The organism is Azospirillum palustre (assembly GCF_002573965.1).
Lineage (GTDB): Bacteria > Pseudomonadota > Alphaproteobacteria > Azospirillales > Azospirillaceae > Azospirillum > Azospirillum palustre.
Genome location: NZ_PDKW01000036.1, coordinates 120,994 through 133,669, shown reverse-complemented (window position 1 = coordinate 133,669; position 12,676 = coordinate 120,994). Strand labels below are relative to the sequence as shown.

Annotated in this window: 20 protein-coding genes; 14 read left to right on the top strand and 6 right to left on the bottom strand. The window is 65.2% G+C overall.

All coding sequences use genetic code 11. The features are described from left to right. The first annotated feature begins 317 nt into the window (after positions 1-317). The 3 genes from CRT60_RS00975 (at position 318) to CRT60_RS00965 (ending at position 2,469) form a co-directional block, all read left to right on the top strand. Positions 318-698, top strand: coding sequence for a hypothetical protein (locus CRT60_RS00975; RefSeq protein WP_098734589.1), 381 nt, complete (start codon positions 318-320; stop codon positions 696-698). A gap of 15 nt (positions 699-713) precedes the next feature. Next, complete coding sequence (locus CRT60_RS00970; protein WP_098734588.1) at positions 714-2,057, top strand: tyrosine-type recombinase/integrase; 1,344 nt, start codon at positions 714-716, stop codon at positions 2,055-2,057. 100 nt (positions 2,058-2,157) lie between these two features. Further along, positions 2,158-2,469, top strand: a complete 312-nt coding sequence (locus CRT60_RS00965; protein ID WP_161957938.1) for an abortive infection family protein — start codon at positions 2,158-2,160, stop codon at positions 2,467-2,469. 33 nt (positions 2,470-2,502) lie between these two features. Here the strand turns inward: CRT60_RS00965 and CRT60_RS00960 are convergent, their stop codons facing one another. After that, complete coding sequence (locus CRT60_RS00960) at positions 2,503-3,576, bottom strand: HNH endonuclease (RefSeq protein WP_161957937.1); 1,074 nt, start codon at positions 3,574-3,576, stop codon at positions 2,503-2,505. Between CRT60_RS00960 and CRT60_RS00955 the strand changes: the two genes are divergently transcribed. Both CRT60_RS00955 and CRT60_RS00950 read left to right on the top strand, forming a co-directional pair. Further along, positions 3,569-4,306 (top strand): hypothetical protein, encoded by a 738-nt coding sequence (locus CRT60_RS00955; protein WP_161957936.1) that lies wholly within the window; start codon positions 3,569-3,571, stop codon positions 4,304-4,306. The two genes, CRT60_RS00960 and CRT60_RS00955, sit on opposite strands and share 8 nt — an antisense overlap. Further along, positions 4,306-4,782 (top strand): hypothetical protein, encoded by a 477-nt coding sequence (locus CRT60_RS00950; RefSeq protein ID WP_204561539.1) that lies wholly within the window; start codon positions 4,306-4,308, stop codon positions 4,780-4,782. Before CRT60_RS00955 ends, CRT60_RS00950 begins: the two co-directional genes overlap by 1 nt. 35 nt (positions 4,783-4,817) lie before the next feature. On the opposite strand, the gene CRT60_RS00945 is transcribed toward CRT60_RS00950, so the two are convergent. Then, entirely contained in the window at positions 4,818-5,264 is a 447-nt protein-coding gene (locus CRT60_RS00945) for a hypothetical protein (RefSeq protein ID WP_143272970.1), read from the bottom strand. A 171-nt stretch (positions 5,265-5,435) separates the two neighbouring features. Here CRT60_RS00945 and CRT60_RS00940 point away from each other — a divergent pair, with 171 nt between their 5' ends. Next, positions 5,436-5,831, top strand: a complete 396-nt coding sequence (locus CRT60_RS00940) for an AbrB/MazE/SpoVT family DNA-binding domain-containing protein (RefSeq protein WP_098734583.1) — start codon at positions 5,436-5,438, stop codon at positions 5,829-5,831. Between the two features lie 136 nt (positions 5,832-5,967). Here CRT60_RS00940 and CRT60_RS00935 read toward each other — a convergent pair whose 3' ends face one another. Continuing rightward, positions 5,968-7,065, bottom strand: coding sequence for an HNH endonuclease (locus tag CRT60_RS00935; RefSeq protein WP_098734582.1), 1,098 nt, complete (start codon positions 7,063-7,065; stop codon positions 5,968-5,970). A 175-nt stretch (positions 7,066-7,240) separates the two neighbouring features. Beyond that, complete coding sequence (locus CRT60_RS36050; RefSeq protein WP_161957935.1) at positions 7,241-7,414, bottom strand: hypothetical protein; 174 nt, start codon at positions 7,412-7,414, stop codon at positions 7,241-7,243. 92 nt (positions 7,415-7,506) lie between these two features. Between CRT60_RS36050 and CRT60_RS00930 the strand changes: the two genes are divergently transcribed. From CRT60_RS00930 to CRT60_RS00895, 8 genes are all read left to right on the top strand, one after another. Continuing rightward, positions 7,507-7,947 (top strand): hypothetical protein, encoded by a 441-nt coding sequence (locus CRT60_RS00930; RefSeq protein WP_143272968.1) that lies wholly within the window; start codon positions 7,507-7,509, stop codon positions 7,945-7,947. A 173-nt stretch (positions 7,948-8,120) separates the two neighbouring features. Then, positions 8,121-8,585, top strand: a complete 465-nt coding sequence (locus tag CRT60_RS00925; protein WP_098734580.1) for a hypothetical protein — start codon at positions 8,121-8,123, stop codon at positions 8,583-8,585. An 11-nt stretch (positions 8,586-8,596) separates the two neighbouring features. Beyond that, on the top strand, positions 8,597-9,130 hold the full coding sequence (locus tag CRT60_RS00920) for a hypothetical protein (protein WP_143272966.1): 534 nt from the start codon (positions 8,597-8,599) through the stop codon (positions 9,128-9,130). Continuing rightward, on the top strand, positions 9,130-9,537 hold the full coding sequence (locus CRT60_RS00915) for a hypothetical protein (protein ID WP_098734578.1): 408 nt from the start codon (positions 9,130-9,132) through the stop codon (positions 9,535-9,537). Before CRT60_RS00920 ends, CRT60_RS00915 begins: the two co-directional genes overlap by 1 nt. Further along, a complete protein-coding gene (locus CRT60_RS00910) occupies positions 9,534-10,187 on the top strand; it encodes a hypothetical protein (protein ID WP_098734577.1) in 654 nt (217 codons plus the stop codon). Before CRT60_RS00915 ends, CRT60_RS00910 begins: the two co-directional genes overlap by 4 nt. A gap of 127 nt (positions 10,188-10,314) precedes the next feature. Beyond that, positions 10,315-10,923, top strand: a complete 609-nt coding sequence (locus tag CRT60_RS00905; RefSeq protein WP_143272964.1) for a hypothetical protein — start codon at positions 10,315-10,317, stop codon at positions 10,921-10,923. Beyond that, on the top strand, positions 10,923-11,369 hold the full coding sequence (locus CRT60_RS00900; protein WP_098734575.1) for a hypothetical protein: 447 nt from the start codon (positions 10,923-10,925) through the stop codon (positions 11,367-11,369). Before CRT60_RS00905 ends, CRT60_RS00900 begins: the two co-directional genes overlap by 1 nt. Continuing rightward, positions 11,366-11,734: a hypothetical protein gene (locus tag CRT60_RS00895; RefSeq protein WP_143272963.1), complete on the top strand. Its 369-nt coding sequence runs from the start codon at positions 11,366-11,368 to the stop codon at positions 11,732-11,734. Before CRT60_RS00900 ends, CRT60_RS00895 begins: the two co-directional genes overlap by 4 nt. A gap of 155 nt (positions 11,735-11,889) precedes the next feature. Here CRT60_RS00895 and CRT60_RS00890 read toward each other — a convergent pair whose 3' ends face one another. Further along, positions 11,890-12,090, bottom strand: coding sequence for a hypothetical protein (locus tag CRT60_RS00890; RefSeq protein ID WP_143272961.1), 201 nt, complete (start codon positions 12,088-12,090; stop codon positions 11,890-11,892). Positions 12,091-12,156: 66 nt separating this feature from the next. After that, a complete protein-coding gene (locus CRT60_RS00885; RefSeq protein WP_098734572.1) occupies positions 12,157-12,411 on the bottom strand; it encodes a hypothetical protein in 255 nt (84 codons plus the stop codon). Positions 12,412-12,676: the final 265 nt, after the last annotated feature.

Here is a 12,676-nt window from a genome sequence, read left to right as displayed (position 1 = left end):
TCCCGAAAATCTGGAAACGTAAACTGTGGAATCGGAGAGATGGTTTCGTTTCCGAATTGCTCGACGTGCCACTGACTGTAAATGCACATGGATGACGCGGGGAATGGTTGATGAAGCGGACGACCGAGAGAGCAAATCCCGTGCCAGCGAGTGCCATTTCCTGCCCACTCGGCTGTGAAATTTTATCCCTGAAAACCGTCCGGTTAAACGTTTGAGCGACACAAGAGAAGCCATGTTTTCTTGTGTTGCTCGACCATGCTACCGTGAACGTGGCCGGCGACCGGAAACTAAGAACTGTTCGCAACAAGGAGCCTTCCGTGAAGAGCAAAACCGTTGGCGCCGTCGACAATCACCAAGACCGCCTGTCCCGCGACCTCGCCGTCGCGATCCGCCGGGGCATGGCCTACGAAGGCATCCGCCTCACCATCGACCAGGTGCACACCGCCCTGCGCGATGAGGTTGACCTCATCCGGGCCATCGAGCAGCACAGCCTCGCGCATCCGGCCGCCATGCTGAGCATCCGCTTGGCCATCCAAAAGGCCATCGACGCCGGCGTCATCGAGGCGCGCGTCGGCATGCCGTCCTTCTGGACCCGCATCGGCTGGGCGGTGATGGATGTCTTCCGGTCACCGGAGCCAAGCGGAACTTTCGCCGTCGCCAACACGGTGATCGTCCCGAACCGCGCCTGGTGGAATTAAGCCTCAGAGGGGATCATGACCGCCACCGATCAGGACACCGGCGAGGTCATCGAGGCCGAGATCGTCACCGAAACGCCCGGCACCACGTCGGCCGGCACCGCGCTCACCGTCGCCGTGCCGGTCGCTACCGGCATTTCGACGACGCTCGCCGGTCAGGCCGACAACGACGACCACCTCGTTGACCTCTGGATCAACTCCAAGGGCAAGAAGAGCCGCCCCGGCTACGCGCGGGCGGCCCGCTTCTTCCGCGAGTTTCTGGCCGATCCCAGCCGGGAGGCGCCGGTTCACAGCCTCGCCCGCGTCCGTGTCGGCGATCTCCAGGCGTTCGTAGCGCACCTCGAAACCCGGCCGCCGGAGCACCCGAAACGGCCGGCCAAGCCCGGCGAGGTGCTCGGCGCCAACACCCGGAAGACCGTCGTCAACGCGGTGAAAAGCCTGCTGTCGTTCGGGCACCGCATCGGCTACCTGCCCTTCAACGTCGGCAGCGTGGTCAAGGGGCCGGGCACCGCCGCGACGGTCGACAAGCGAATCCTCTCCGTGGCCCAGGTCCACCGGCTGCTCGACGGCGGCCCGGAGGCGCGCAACCGCGCCATCCGCGCCCTGTGCCGCGTGCCGGGCATCCGCCTGTCGCACCTGACCGCGCTGACCTGGGGCAGCCTCACCGCCACAGACGGCGGCGGGCTGGCCTTCGTGAAAGGCCGTGGCCAGCGGCCGGTCGGCGCGCCGATCGACGAGGCGACCTGGAACCTCCTCATGGCACTCAAGGCCGAGACCCGCAACACCGGCGCCTACGATCCAGTCTTCCAGAACGAGCGCGGCGGCGCCTTGGAGACCGAGGAGGCCCGTCACCTGGTCGAGACGCAGCAAAGGGACGCCGCCCTGGTCAATCTTGCCTATGCGTGTGCAGGACGCATTTCCGAACTGGTCGGGTTGAAATACAAGGATCTCCGGGAACGCGACGGCGGTGCCGGCACCGTCCACCTGTTCGGCAAGGGCGGCAAGAGCCGCTGGGTCCGCCTGCCGAAGTCGACCTGGGTGGTGCTCATGGCGCTGCAGGAGGAAAACCGGTTGCGCGGCCATGATGTTGGCGACGAGGCGCCGGTGTTCCGAAGCAGGAAGGGCGGCCACCTGGACCCGAGCAGCGCCCATGCGGTCATCAAGGCCGCCGCGGCGCGCGCCGGGCTAAAGCCGGGGACCTCAATGCACTGGCTGCGCCATTCACACGCCAGCCACGCCCTGAAGCAGAAAGCCCCGGTCCACCTGGTCAAGGAAAGCCTGGGCCACAGCAACATCGCCACCACGGACGTCTACCTGCACATCGACACGGACGAGAGCAGCAGCGATTACCTCTCGCTGTAATGCCTATGAACTGGCGATCAGCACGTCAAAGACGTGCTCGACGTTGATCGCGGGCCGGTCATCCGCGATGATGGCGGCCCCGCCCGCCAGAGGAGCAGCCATGGTCGCCCTGAAGCATTCGGACCTGCTGGAGCAGCGCGGGATCCCCTACAACAGATCGGATCCTCTCCACAGTCACGTCGGGAAGTACGTCAAGGTCCTCCAGGCGGAGCGGGACCTGAAAGAGATGACGACTCAAATCATCAGGAACGCGATTGGCATATTCGACAAATTCAATCACATCCGGAACAACCGCTCCTTCGCCCACGACAACGATCTTCTCGATCAGGCGGAAGCGCGGTTCATCTACGATTCGGTGTCGGCTTTCCTGCGGTTCATCAAGGCGATCGAGCCGTCACGGTTTGGTGTCTGACCTCCGGATTGGGTGAGGACCAAGACACCTCAATCAGTCCGCTGGCAATCCGAGAGCCGCCATCTCTGCGCGTCGGCAGCGCTCCAGAAAACGGATGTAACGCCAACGCAGGGCAGGCTTCGACGGGTGCGCGGCCACATCCCGAGGCAGGCGGAGCGGCCGCATTTCCAGCATGGCGTATTCGGTACCAAGCAGGTCGCGGTGGACGCGGACGCCGAGATCGTCAGGATCGACGCCGAGCAAGTCGGCGTCGAACAGGGCGTGCAGGTCGGTGCGCAGCAGCAGGCCGTTCTGCACGATGTCGGTGGCGGCGCCCCGGTGCGGGACGATGTGCGCCGCCTCCAGGGTGACGGCGACGGTGGTGCCGGTGACGGTGCAGGCGCCGCCATAGGCAGCGATCAGCGCCGCTCCGAACCGCGCCTGCTGTGGCCGCACCGCGGTCACCTGTTCGACGAGCCGACGGGCGTCCTCCTCCGGCGGGATCCACTCCTCGCGAAGGTGCGGTTCGGGCAATGCCGGCGGAACTGGAACGTCGCGCTGGAGCGTGCCGGCGGCCGGCTGCTCACGAGGTTGACGAGGCATCTGTCGGTTGGCGGCCGGTGTCGTGCTCGTGGCCAGCGGAGTGGATGACGACCGCCCGCGTGTGATGCCGAGCGCCCGTCTGGCACGCCAGACCGATGCATCTGATCGTTTCGCCTCGCGCAGCACCACCTCGGCCTGCTGCAAAGCAGCCTTCCTCGTGGGTCGGGGACTGTTGCTCTGCGAAGCCATGACCTCACGAAGGCGTTGGTACACATAGACGGCGCCAAACAACTCTGGAAATCCGCGCAAAAGCCGGGCAGCGGCTGTCCAGCGACCGGCTTTGAGCAAATCGCCGTAGACGTTGCTGATGATCTCCAGGACATCCCTGGGGATCGGTGCCCGTTCGGCCGACGGCTCGGCGACCGGCGGCTCCTGGATGTGTGGTGCCGCTTCCCGACGCCGCATGTTGGACCTCACGTTATGCCGGCCATTTTCACCAGAATTCGTTTCCGGGAAATTTGATTCGCCAGGGACCGCCTCTATAGACTGATCTTCACGAACGATGAGGTCCCGTGCGATGCCCAACCCGCTTTTCGACCCGGCGGTCGTCCCTGCTGATGCGGCTTCTCCTGCTGGGGTGGCCGAGGTGAACGCCACCATCCAACAACTGCGCGATCGCCGTGTCGATCTCATCATCGTGCCCGAGCCGGGCAGCGGCTTCCGCCTTTCAAACATGATCCGCGCCTTCAACCAAGCCCAGATCCGGCGGTGTCTGCAACTGGTCGAGAGTGCTCACCGCAACGTCTACGCCGGTGCCGGCCTGACGGCGTTGATGGATGTTCGTGGCATCTACGAGACGGTGGCGGGTTTCCTGCACTTCGAAGCCAAACTCCAGGCTCTCCTTGAAGAAGGTGATCTTCAGAAGATTCATGACTTCGTGAGTGCTCGCTCATTCAGCACGCGCCTGGAGCATCTGATCGAGGTGGCTGGGACGAAGGACGTCCAGGCGACGTCTATCCTCACACAGGTCGATCGGATGGCAAAGGCCCGACCGGAATTCCGGAAGGAATATGATCATCTGTGCGAGTACACACACCCGAACTCGTTCGGCGCTTTTCTCTACTTCGCGCAGCCTAGCGACAGGGGCAGTGTCGTGACGTTCTCAGATGCTGGGCCGGATCCGAAGGAAGACTTGCGCTGGGTGCTGGTGGGTGGGCACCTGCTCTCCCACCTCGTCGAGGCCCTGGAGCGGATTGATGCCGCTCTCCCCGGTCTCAGCGATCGGGGTCGTGAACAGCGTCCTGGGCAGATCTGATGGACGCGATGACCGAGATCGTGGAGCCGCCGCCGAAGAAGCGCCGCGACACCTCGCTGGAGGCTGCCGGGGCGGAGTTCCTGGTCCTTGGGCATCTGCTCCTGGAACGCATTCCCGCCTACAAGACCTACACCAACTTCCCCGGCTACGATCTCGTCGCCACCAACCCGGAGCGCAACACCTCGGCCCGGGTACAGGTCAAAAGCCGGTTCGACACCGGGTTCGACGGCACCATCATCAAGAACTTCGACACTGACTTCGTCGTCCTCGCTGCCCTGAACCGAGGGTTCCGGACCGGCCCCAGAAAGGGCGACACCGGGGTCCGGCGCCCCGACTTCTACGTCTTCCCGATCGAGTACATCCTGCAGGTCCGCGACCCCAGCAACACCTGGGGGAAGATCGTGCGAAGCCGGCTGTCAGGGCTGGAGAACTACCGAGATCGGTGGGACCTCATTCGCGACTTCCTCGGCCGGTGATGATCGTGCTGATCGGCACCGACGACGATGATAGGTCATGCCGGCTTGAAGCCGCGCAGCACCCAGGCGATGGCCATGCCGACGACGAGCAGCACTGCTGGGGGGATGAACGCGAACAGGGTCACCGGCCACAGAGCAGAGGCGATCCGGCTCCACTTCGCCGCTTCGAACTTCGCGGCGATCTGTCGCACGTCGTCGGTCGAGCGCGGGTCGAGCAGGAAAATCGGTGGTCCATCCGGAATGGCGATGCTGGCCGGCACCGAGTTGCCGGTGGCTGGCGCGTTGTTCAAGCGCCGGATCGTCTCGACGTCCGGCTCTGGGCTGTAGTACGGCCGGTAGGCATCCTCATGTCGCACGTATATGTAGGAGCCGGCAAACGGCGGCCGTGCCAACGTGTCCGTCAGGTCCATGCTGCCGGCCAGCAGCACCCAGGCCGCCGATATGATCACCCACAGTCGCCAGAATCCCCGCCGCCACCGCATCCCAGACTCCTACGACAGTGCGGCGCCAACGTACCACCTGGGCGCGCAGTCGCGAAGATCCGGTCTAAGGAAGCGTTCACACGTCGTCGTGCTGATGGCGATGCCGATGACGAACAACACCATGGCCTGTACGATGATGCCGGCGTGACTACGGCACCAGGAGCCGCCATCATGACGATCTCGACACCGATCATCGGGGGCGAAGAGTCCCCGCGGGGCAACGCCCGTGACGTCAGTGAGCGAGGCCGTGCCATCATGCACCGGCTCAAAGCCCGTGCCGCGGCCAAGGGCCTGCCGACCCCCGATCTGACCAACGACCTCGACCTCCGGCGCCGCATCTATAAGGTGGCCCGGCGCATCGAAGACGCCCGAGCCCGGCGCGGTGACACGCGGCCCTACTTGCTGGACGAGGCCCCGGTGGTCACGGCTTTCCTCGGCCTGCCGGATCGCGACATCGCCGCCGGCAATGTCCAGCCCGCCGGTCCGCTGTTCGCCCGTATGCAGGGGCTGGTCGGCGACGCGCGCGTGGGTCTCGACGCGCCGCTGCCGGAAGAAGACGACGCTTAGGTTCAAACCGTGGCGACTTGATCAGGCCGTTGAACTGCATGTCGTCGTAGCAGCAGAGGCCCTTCGATCACGCAGTGCCCCGGCATCTGCTCGCCTCAGCGCCGCCCGTTCACCATAGGGAACAGCCGGTGTCGGCTCAGAACCGAGCCTTCATCGCGGCGATGCGACGCTCCGTCTCGGCCGCGCGGTACTCGCGGCGACGCTCAGCAATCTTTTCCAGAGACGGGGGACGACCGATGAACGGTCTTGAGACCGGCGCTCCGGCCAAGAAGGCGTAGTGCGGATCAGTTAGAAATGGGCTCACCTCGATGGTTTGTCCGTCGGATGACAGCGTAATCAGGTGCCTGTCGAGCAGACGGTGGACGTCCGAGCGTAACAGGACACCATTGTCGGGAGCGTTGTCATCATGGCCGTCGAGCACTTGAATGTGCGCTGCTTCGAGGGTTGCCCTGGTCATTGCTCCGGTGACCGCACAGGTGTGCTGGTAATGATTGAGCATCGTATTGCGAAAGCGCTCTTGCGCTGGTCGTCGCGTTCCCGTCGCCTTCACCCGTTCCGAGGTTCCCAGAGCATCCGCGGAAACCTCCCTGGGCTCAACCGTTTTCTCTCCGTCGGCGTCACCCACTTCGATGCCTGTCAGGTAGTCGGCCGCTTGGAGATCGACGGGAATCCACACGCGCGAACCGTTGAGCGCGAAACGGGCTCGCCCCTTGTCGATCTTCCGAATCCCGCCATTCGCGTCGCGGAAGATCCAGGGGACGTTCGGTCTTCCGAGATCCGCGACGATGTCGTCCAGCCGCTGCAGAAACGTATCCTGGTCATCAGAGTCCGCCGTCCCGTCACCGAAATCTTTGACGACATGAAAATGGTCGCGATTGACCACCTCCTCTGGATGGACTGTCCGGAAGCCGTTGTCCGCCTCCGGGATCGTAACGCGTGACAACTGGGGCACATGGTAGGTCCGAATCGATCCGTCCGCGAGGGAAGACAAAGCGTCCCGCATCACCGTTGAATGCGGGCTTCCGCGCAGCGGCGTTTTGAAGCGCCGGAAGTACGCAGCATACACCACGGCCTTGAGGTCGTAGAGACGCCCTTCCCAGAGGACGAAATGGCTGGACGCCCGATCTGCGCCAGCCGCCCGGTACTCGGCCAGGAACTGTTCTCGTCCGACTTTTCTGAACCAGTTTAGGACCCACTCGACGTTCGCAACTGTGAGGTCATGAATGTCTGGCATCGTTCATTCCAATTCTCGCACAACAACTATCCCCGCCGTCACCGCATATCCATCTCTCGGGGCAGTGCGACGCCACAGTACCACTTGGCCGCGCAACCGCGAAGTCCCGGACTGATCGGCGACGCTCGTGTGGACCTGACGCACCGCTGCCCGATGAGGACGACAGGGACGACGCTTAGGTTCTGCCCGCAATCGTCTCCCGCAGCCGGACGATGATGGCGTCGATCTCTCCGACCTCGTAGCAGCAGAGGCCCTTGAGCATTGCCCGCGCCGCGGCCTCGGCCTCCGGCACCAGGACGACGGCCGGCTCCCCAAGGGCGTATCGGCGTCCGTCATGCGCGATGGGCAACGCTCACCGCTCGACGGCCTGCCCGCTCGCTCCGGTGAGTGGCTTGACCTCCGCCATACCTACGCACCATAATCATGTCTATGGGGCACAGCATGTCGGTCAGTCAGGACAGCAAACCAAATGACCACGTGATCGACCGGGTGCGTCGAGTCCTCCGCAAAGGGCGGCGGAGCGTGTACGTGCTGACCGACTTCGCCGACTGCGGCACTCCCTCCGCGGTCCGCCGCGCCCTGCGCGACCTGGAACGGGGGGAGGAAGTGACGAAGGTTAGCCTGGGGGCTTGGGCAAAACTCCAGCCCTCGCGCTGGTTCTCGGGCGAGCGCATGCTGACCAAGGATCCTCACCGCATCGCCGTGGAGACGATGATGCGGTTCGGCTACAAACCGCGCCAGACCCCGGCCGAGCGAGACTACAACGAAGGCCGCAGCACCCAGGTGCCCACCGGACAGGTCATCGGGCTTGACCGACCGACGCGACGCAAGGTTGTCGTGGCCGGGATGACGCCCGCCTTCGTCGCCGTCCGGAAGGGCTGAGGCGCTTCCTGGACCCGCAATTGTCGCGCCAGACATGGGCCGTCTGCCGTACGACGGCCATGACCTGCTCATCGGGGTTGCTCACGCTCTCCTCCACCGCGCCTGCCCGTCGGCTGCGACATGCGTTATCATATCCAGGGTTTGATGGCGGAGAGGCAACGCAGGAGGACGTCATGCATCTGGACAGCGGCACGCCGGACAAGGCCACCCTGCGGGCGCTCCTGCTGACCGCCGTCGGCGCCGCGCGGGCACAGGGCATCAACGGCCGCGACGCCCTGCTCGACCACGCACAGGCCGCCGTCGCCCGTTGGGCGGATGAACACCGCCAGACCGTCGATCTGGCCCAGATCCGGCGCCGCATGCTGCACTTCGCCGGCGGGCCGAACGCCCGCTTCTGGGAGGAGCCAATCCCACCAGAGCAGGAGCCGCTGCCGAAAGGACTGGCGGCGCTGATCGACCACGCCTGGCGTTACCACGAGCCGGTGCTGTGGGCGGAAGACATCGATCGGGACGCTGATCCCCGTGCCGTCTGGCCGGCGGTCGCGAAGGCGGTGCGGGAGCGCGGAGCGCCCGATCCGAGGGCGATTTGGTTGGCCGACGCCATCGCGGCAGCCGCCATCGGGGAAGTGCGGCCGTGATACGGATCCAGATGACACTGGTACCCTTCGGGGACGACCGCCGACTCGGTGAGCATCCGTTGGTCACCGGCTCGATCTCGTCCACCACCGGCGCCGACGGTCTGCCGGCGCACGCGTACCGGATCGCCGTCCTCAATGCGGCCAAGCCGGCCCATGTCCTGGCCGGTGAGGTCGCCAAAGGCGCGTCCGGCCATCGGAATCCCTTGCACCTGCTGGCCGCCGTCGCGAAGGACATCGATCTCGCGACGCTGGGCAGCGAGTACGCCGCCACCCGGCTCGACTTGGCGTCCGACGATCCACGGCGCCTGAATGATCGCCGCCGGCGGATCGACGACGTGGCTACCGGCGCCATCGACGCCATCCGGACCCTGGCGGCTGCCGGCGGTTATGGCGCCGAGGCGCTCCGACGCATCGAGGCAGCGATGGCCGACGCCAGGGCTGGCCGGCTGGCGCCGCCGAACGGGCTGGTGACGGAGCCCGACATCATCGATGCGATCGCCGATGGCTACGCAACCGGCGCCGACGTTGCTGGAAGGAGATGGTGATGAAGGATCTGAGCAGTCTGATCCCGCGGCATCATCACATCAGCGTCGGCATCGCGTCCGAAGCCGAGATTGCTCGCATCATGGTGGACGTGATCGAAGAACCGCCGATCAGCGATCTCAATCTCTGGCGCCTGATCGCAATCCGCGGCCGAGATGAAGCCGGCAAACCAGTGGTGTCGCTCCGGTGCCTTGGTTTTGCGTATGGCGATTTCGCCGAGCCTTGGATCACGAGCGATGTCCTGGCGATCGCTCGCGATTTTTCAGCGATCCGGACGAGGCGTAGGGTGTATTCGCTCGGCAGGCCCGCCGCCTCTGGCGCGGAGATCCATCCAAGGCTCGTCGGCCTTGCTAAGCAGGCGCTTGCATCATGGGGATTCAGCGAGGCGCTGGGGCGGAGTGATCAATGACGGGGCATGATGAGCATCTCGGCCTCGTAGACCGCCTCCGGTACGTCGCTGACACCTTGCCGACCCCTGAAGAGGTGCGCCGCCGCGCTGTCAACACCGGCCTGGGCCTGGGCCTGCCACGCGTGTGGCTGCAGGCGCTGCCCACGATCAATCTGCTGCCCGAAGCGTACCGTGACGGTCCGGGCCTCGATGACCGGTACGGGCCGGACTCCTTCCTAAAGTTCAAGGGGCTGGAGCACGCCATCCGATCCGGTCGCATTGCCGATCTCAGCCTGGACGATCTTGATCTGATCGCGGAGGCACTGGAAAGCGAAAGCGCCGGCGATGGGCCCGGCTGGATGCGCGACCGGCTCCAGGACGTGCTGTTCTGTCTGGCGTGGCCGCGGCGCACATACAGCCTCAATGTCGACCTTCGGATCGCGGCCGAGGGCATCCTCGATGCGCTCGAAGGCTCGCCGTCGTCGCTGCTCTACGCTACCCCGCCCGACATCGAACAGGAGTGGCAGTCGACGATGCACCGGATCCTCACGCTCGATCCCGAAGTTGCGCTGCCGGAGACGTCGCCGTGGCCAGATCTGGCCGCTCTGCTGCGCGCCGCCGCTGAACGGATCGCTGAAGGACAGGAAATAGAGCGTGCCAGAACTTCCTGAAACCTCCGACATTGTAGGCCGGCATCGCGACTGGCGCCGCGGCGTCGACGTCACCGCCGACACAGATTTCCCCAATGGGGAAAAGCCGTAGTTCATGTATCGTTCTTTTTCATCCAGGAGCATGTCGATGAAGGTCGTCGTCATGTCGCAGCGGGCCGTTTTGGACGGCGCAGCCGAGGGCGCCGACGCAATCATTTCAATTCGCGGGACAGCGCCTGACGAAACGGTGCGGGACCTTGACCTTGCATGTCATCAGGCTGTCCTCGGTGATGTCGATGGTGTCCTCCGCCTGACATTTGAAGACACCGGGATCCCAACCTACGGGCTGTACACCGGTCCAACGATGAACGACGTGGTCACAGCCATTGATTTCGGTCGGCGGGTTCGGGACCAGCATCCAGAGGGGATGCTGGCGGTACATTGTCTCCATGGTCGGTCCCGGAGCACCGCCATCGCCCTGGCCCTCATCGCCGACACACTCGGACCGGGCCGAGAAGACGACGCCGTTCGCCTGCTGCTGGCGCAGGATGCCGAGAGTAGGATGCATCCCAACCCACTGATCGTGTCGATGGCCGACGCCGCGCTACTCCGGCTTGGCGCGTTGGATGAGGCGCTGTCGGCTGCATGTCCGCGGTATGTGACCTGGCGCGCTTTCTGGGCCGAAGCCCGGCTCGACCCTGAGGGGCACTGGGCCAAGACTCGCAAAGCGAAGTTCCGCAGGCGGGAGGAGCGGTGATGAAGCCACGCGATCGTGAACTCGCCGACCTGCTGTGGGAGGCTTTGCCGCTGGAAGGTCGGAAAGCATGGGCAGACATCTGCCAGATGCTCGGCCCGGATCGGCGCCAGGAAGAAGCGCATGATGTCGGCCGTGTCCTGAATGAAATTTCCCACGATGTCGCCGCAGAAGTTGGCGACTCTGCAGCGATCGCCCGTGCCGGCGAGAGGGACGATGCGCTTCGCCAAGCCGACGCGGCCGCTTTCCGCGGGGTGGACGCGCCGGAGGACGCCCGCGCCGCGGTGATCCGCGCAGCCATCGACGCCGGGTTGAGTGGCCTCCAGGCCGTCGCCTGGTATCGCGGCGCGGTCCTCGACAGCGGGCTGACGCCGGCGGAACTCGTCGCCCGCGGCCGTGTCGCGGAAGCCATTGCCGAGGCGGCTCGCACCAAGCCGGTCACTCCGTGACCGGCCTTCCACCACGACGCCCACCGCTGGAACTGCTGGCCGCTGCCGCCAGCACCCGCAGCGTCGACGTGGTAACGCCCGACGACCTGCGCGCCGCCTTCCAAGCGGTGCTGGCCGGCACCGCCGACGCCCTTGCGATCAGCCGCGTCCGCCGCGTCGTCGCTGACGGCGATCCACTCCTCCTCTATGTCCACCTCGGCCACCGTGAGACGGCTGTAGAGCGGTTGCTGGAGGCGCTGGTTCGGCTCGACCCGACGGCCGCCCGGCTCGCCGTCGTCGCCGGCATGCACCTCCGTCTAGCCCCCTCCCTGATCGCCGCCTGGGCGCGCCTGGGCGAAGGATCTTTGCCCAAAAAAAAACAATGAGAAATAGGCGAGGCCATCGCGCCAAGTCGTTGCCGCGCCAGCGTTTTTCGACACCGGAGAGACCAGATTTCCGAATTTATCTGTCGAAGAATTCTTCTGCAGTTCTGGCGTTCGCGCGATGTGCCGATGGGGCATTCGCGCGTTGTGCCGGAAGGTCAGCGGGCCTTGCGCGACGGCACGATCCGGAGCCGGGCACGCGACATGTCGAAGCCGGTGAACATGCTGTTGGCGCGCTGCAGTTCGGCCGGCGTGACGCGGCCTTCCGCAAGGGCGCGGTCGTCTTCATCGCGCCCGTGCTGCTTGCGCTCGTCGACACGCCGGATCTCGTCGTCTGAAGTGTCGCGGTAGGCCCGCATCTGCCCCTCCAGGTTGGCCAGGATGATGGTGGGCCGGCGCCGGCGGCCCGTCAACGACCGCCGGCGTCAGAACAGCGTGTACTGCCAGGAGGCTTCTTCGATTTCCTCGGCACGGCGCCGAGCCGCAGCCTCTGCCTGCTCCATCGCCATCGCCATCGTCGACGCCACGCCGTTGGCGATGTGCTCGCTGGCGCCATCGCCGACAACGGTGACGACCCATGCAAAGGAGTCGGATGAGGCCGCTGTGGCAGTGACAGTGAGCGTGCAGCCGTGGGCTGTTGTCCGTGCCGCCGTGTATGTCCACCGCACCCTCTTCGGCATCCTGCCCTCCGCTGTCATGCCCGCCAGCGGTGTTGTAGCGCAACCGCCGGATGGGAGGAATCCGGACGGTTGGAGCAAATCCTTAGCCCTGCCCCAGCATCGTGAACATTCCCTCCGTCGCTACGGTGATCTGGATGCCTGCCTCTACTGGCTTGCTGCTTGGCCGTCGTCGTCGGCCACCATCTGCTGGGCAGGTTGCGGCACCGTCGGGCGACGCGGGAGTTCCCGATCGAGGCCATGTCCCCGCCCGACCGGGAAAGGGTCT

What these genes read in the sequence shown, in the direction of transcription:
- CRT60_RS00965 (WP_161957938.1), top strand. Translation starts at nt 2,158, where the DNA reads ATGGTCGCCCTGAAGCATTCGGACCTGCTGGAGCAGCGCGGGATCCCC.
- CRT60_RS00940 (WP_098734583.1), top strand. Translation starts at nt 5,436, where the DNA reads ATGACGATCTCGACACCGATCATCGGGGGCGAAGAGTCCCCGCGGGGC.
- CRT60_RS00950 (WP_204561539.1), top strand. Translation starts at nt 4,306, where the DNA reads ATGGACGCGATGACCGAGATCGTGGAGCCGCCGCCGAAGAAGCGCCGC.
- CRT60_RS00905 (WP_143272964.1), top strand. Translation starts at nt 10,315, where the DNA reads ATGAAGGTCGTCGTCATGTCGCAGCGGGCCGTTTTGGACGGCGCAGCC.
- CRT60_RS00930 (WP_143272968.1), top strand. Translation starts at nt 7,507, where the DNA reads ATGTCGGTCAGTCAGGACAGCAAACCAAATGACCACGTGATCGACCGG.
- CRT60_RS00900 (WP_098734575.1), top strand. Translation starts at nt 10,923, where the DNA reads ATGAAGCCACGCGATCGTGAACTCGCCGACCTGCTGTGGGAGGCTTTG.
- CRT60_RS00885 (WP_098734572.1), bottom strand. Translation starts at nt 12,411, where the DNA reads ATGCCGAAGAGGGTGCGGTGGACATACACGGCGGCACGGACAACAGCC.
- CRT60_RS00945 (WP_143272970.1), bottom strand. Translation starts at nt 5,264, where the DNA reads ATGCGGTGGCGGCGGGGATTCTGGCGACTGTGGGTGATCATATCGGCG.
- CRT60_RS00890 (WP_143272961.1), bottom strand. Translation starts at nt 12,090, where the DNA reads ATGCGGGCCTACCGCGACACTTCAGACGACGAGATCCGGCGTGTCGAC.
- CRT60_RS00910 (WP_098734577.1), top strand. Translation starts at nt 9,534, where the DNA reads ATGACGGGGCATGATGAGCATCTCGGCCTCGTAGACCGCCTCCGGTAC.
- CRT60_RS00935 (WP_098734582.1), bottom strand. Translation starts at nt 7,065, where the DNA reads ATGCCAGACATTCATGACCTCACAGTTGCGAACGTCGAGTGGGTCCTA.
- CRT60_RS00970 (WP_098734588.1), top strand. Translation starts at nt 714, where the DNA reads ATGACCGCCACCGATCAGGACACCGGCGAGGTCATCGAGGCCGAGATC.
- CRT60_RS00925 (WP_098734580.1), top strand. Translation starts at nt 8,121, where the DNA reads ATGCATCTGGACAGCGGCACGCCGGACAAGGCCACCCTGCGGGCGCTC.
- CRT60_RS00955 (WP_161957936.1), top strand. Translation starts at nt 3,569, where the DNA reads ATGCCCAACCCGCTTTTCGACCCGGCGGTCGTCCCTGCTGATGCGGCT.
- CRT60_RS00915 (WP_098734578.1), top strand. Translation starts at nt 9,130, where the DNA reads ATGAAGGATCTGAGCAGTCTGATCCCGCGGCATCATCACATCAGCGTC.
- CRT60_RS00920 (WP_143272966.1), top strand. Translation starts at nt 8,597, where the DNA reads ATGACACTGGTACCCTTCGGGGACGACCGCCGACTCGGTGAGCATCCG.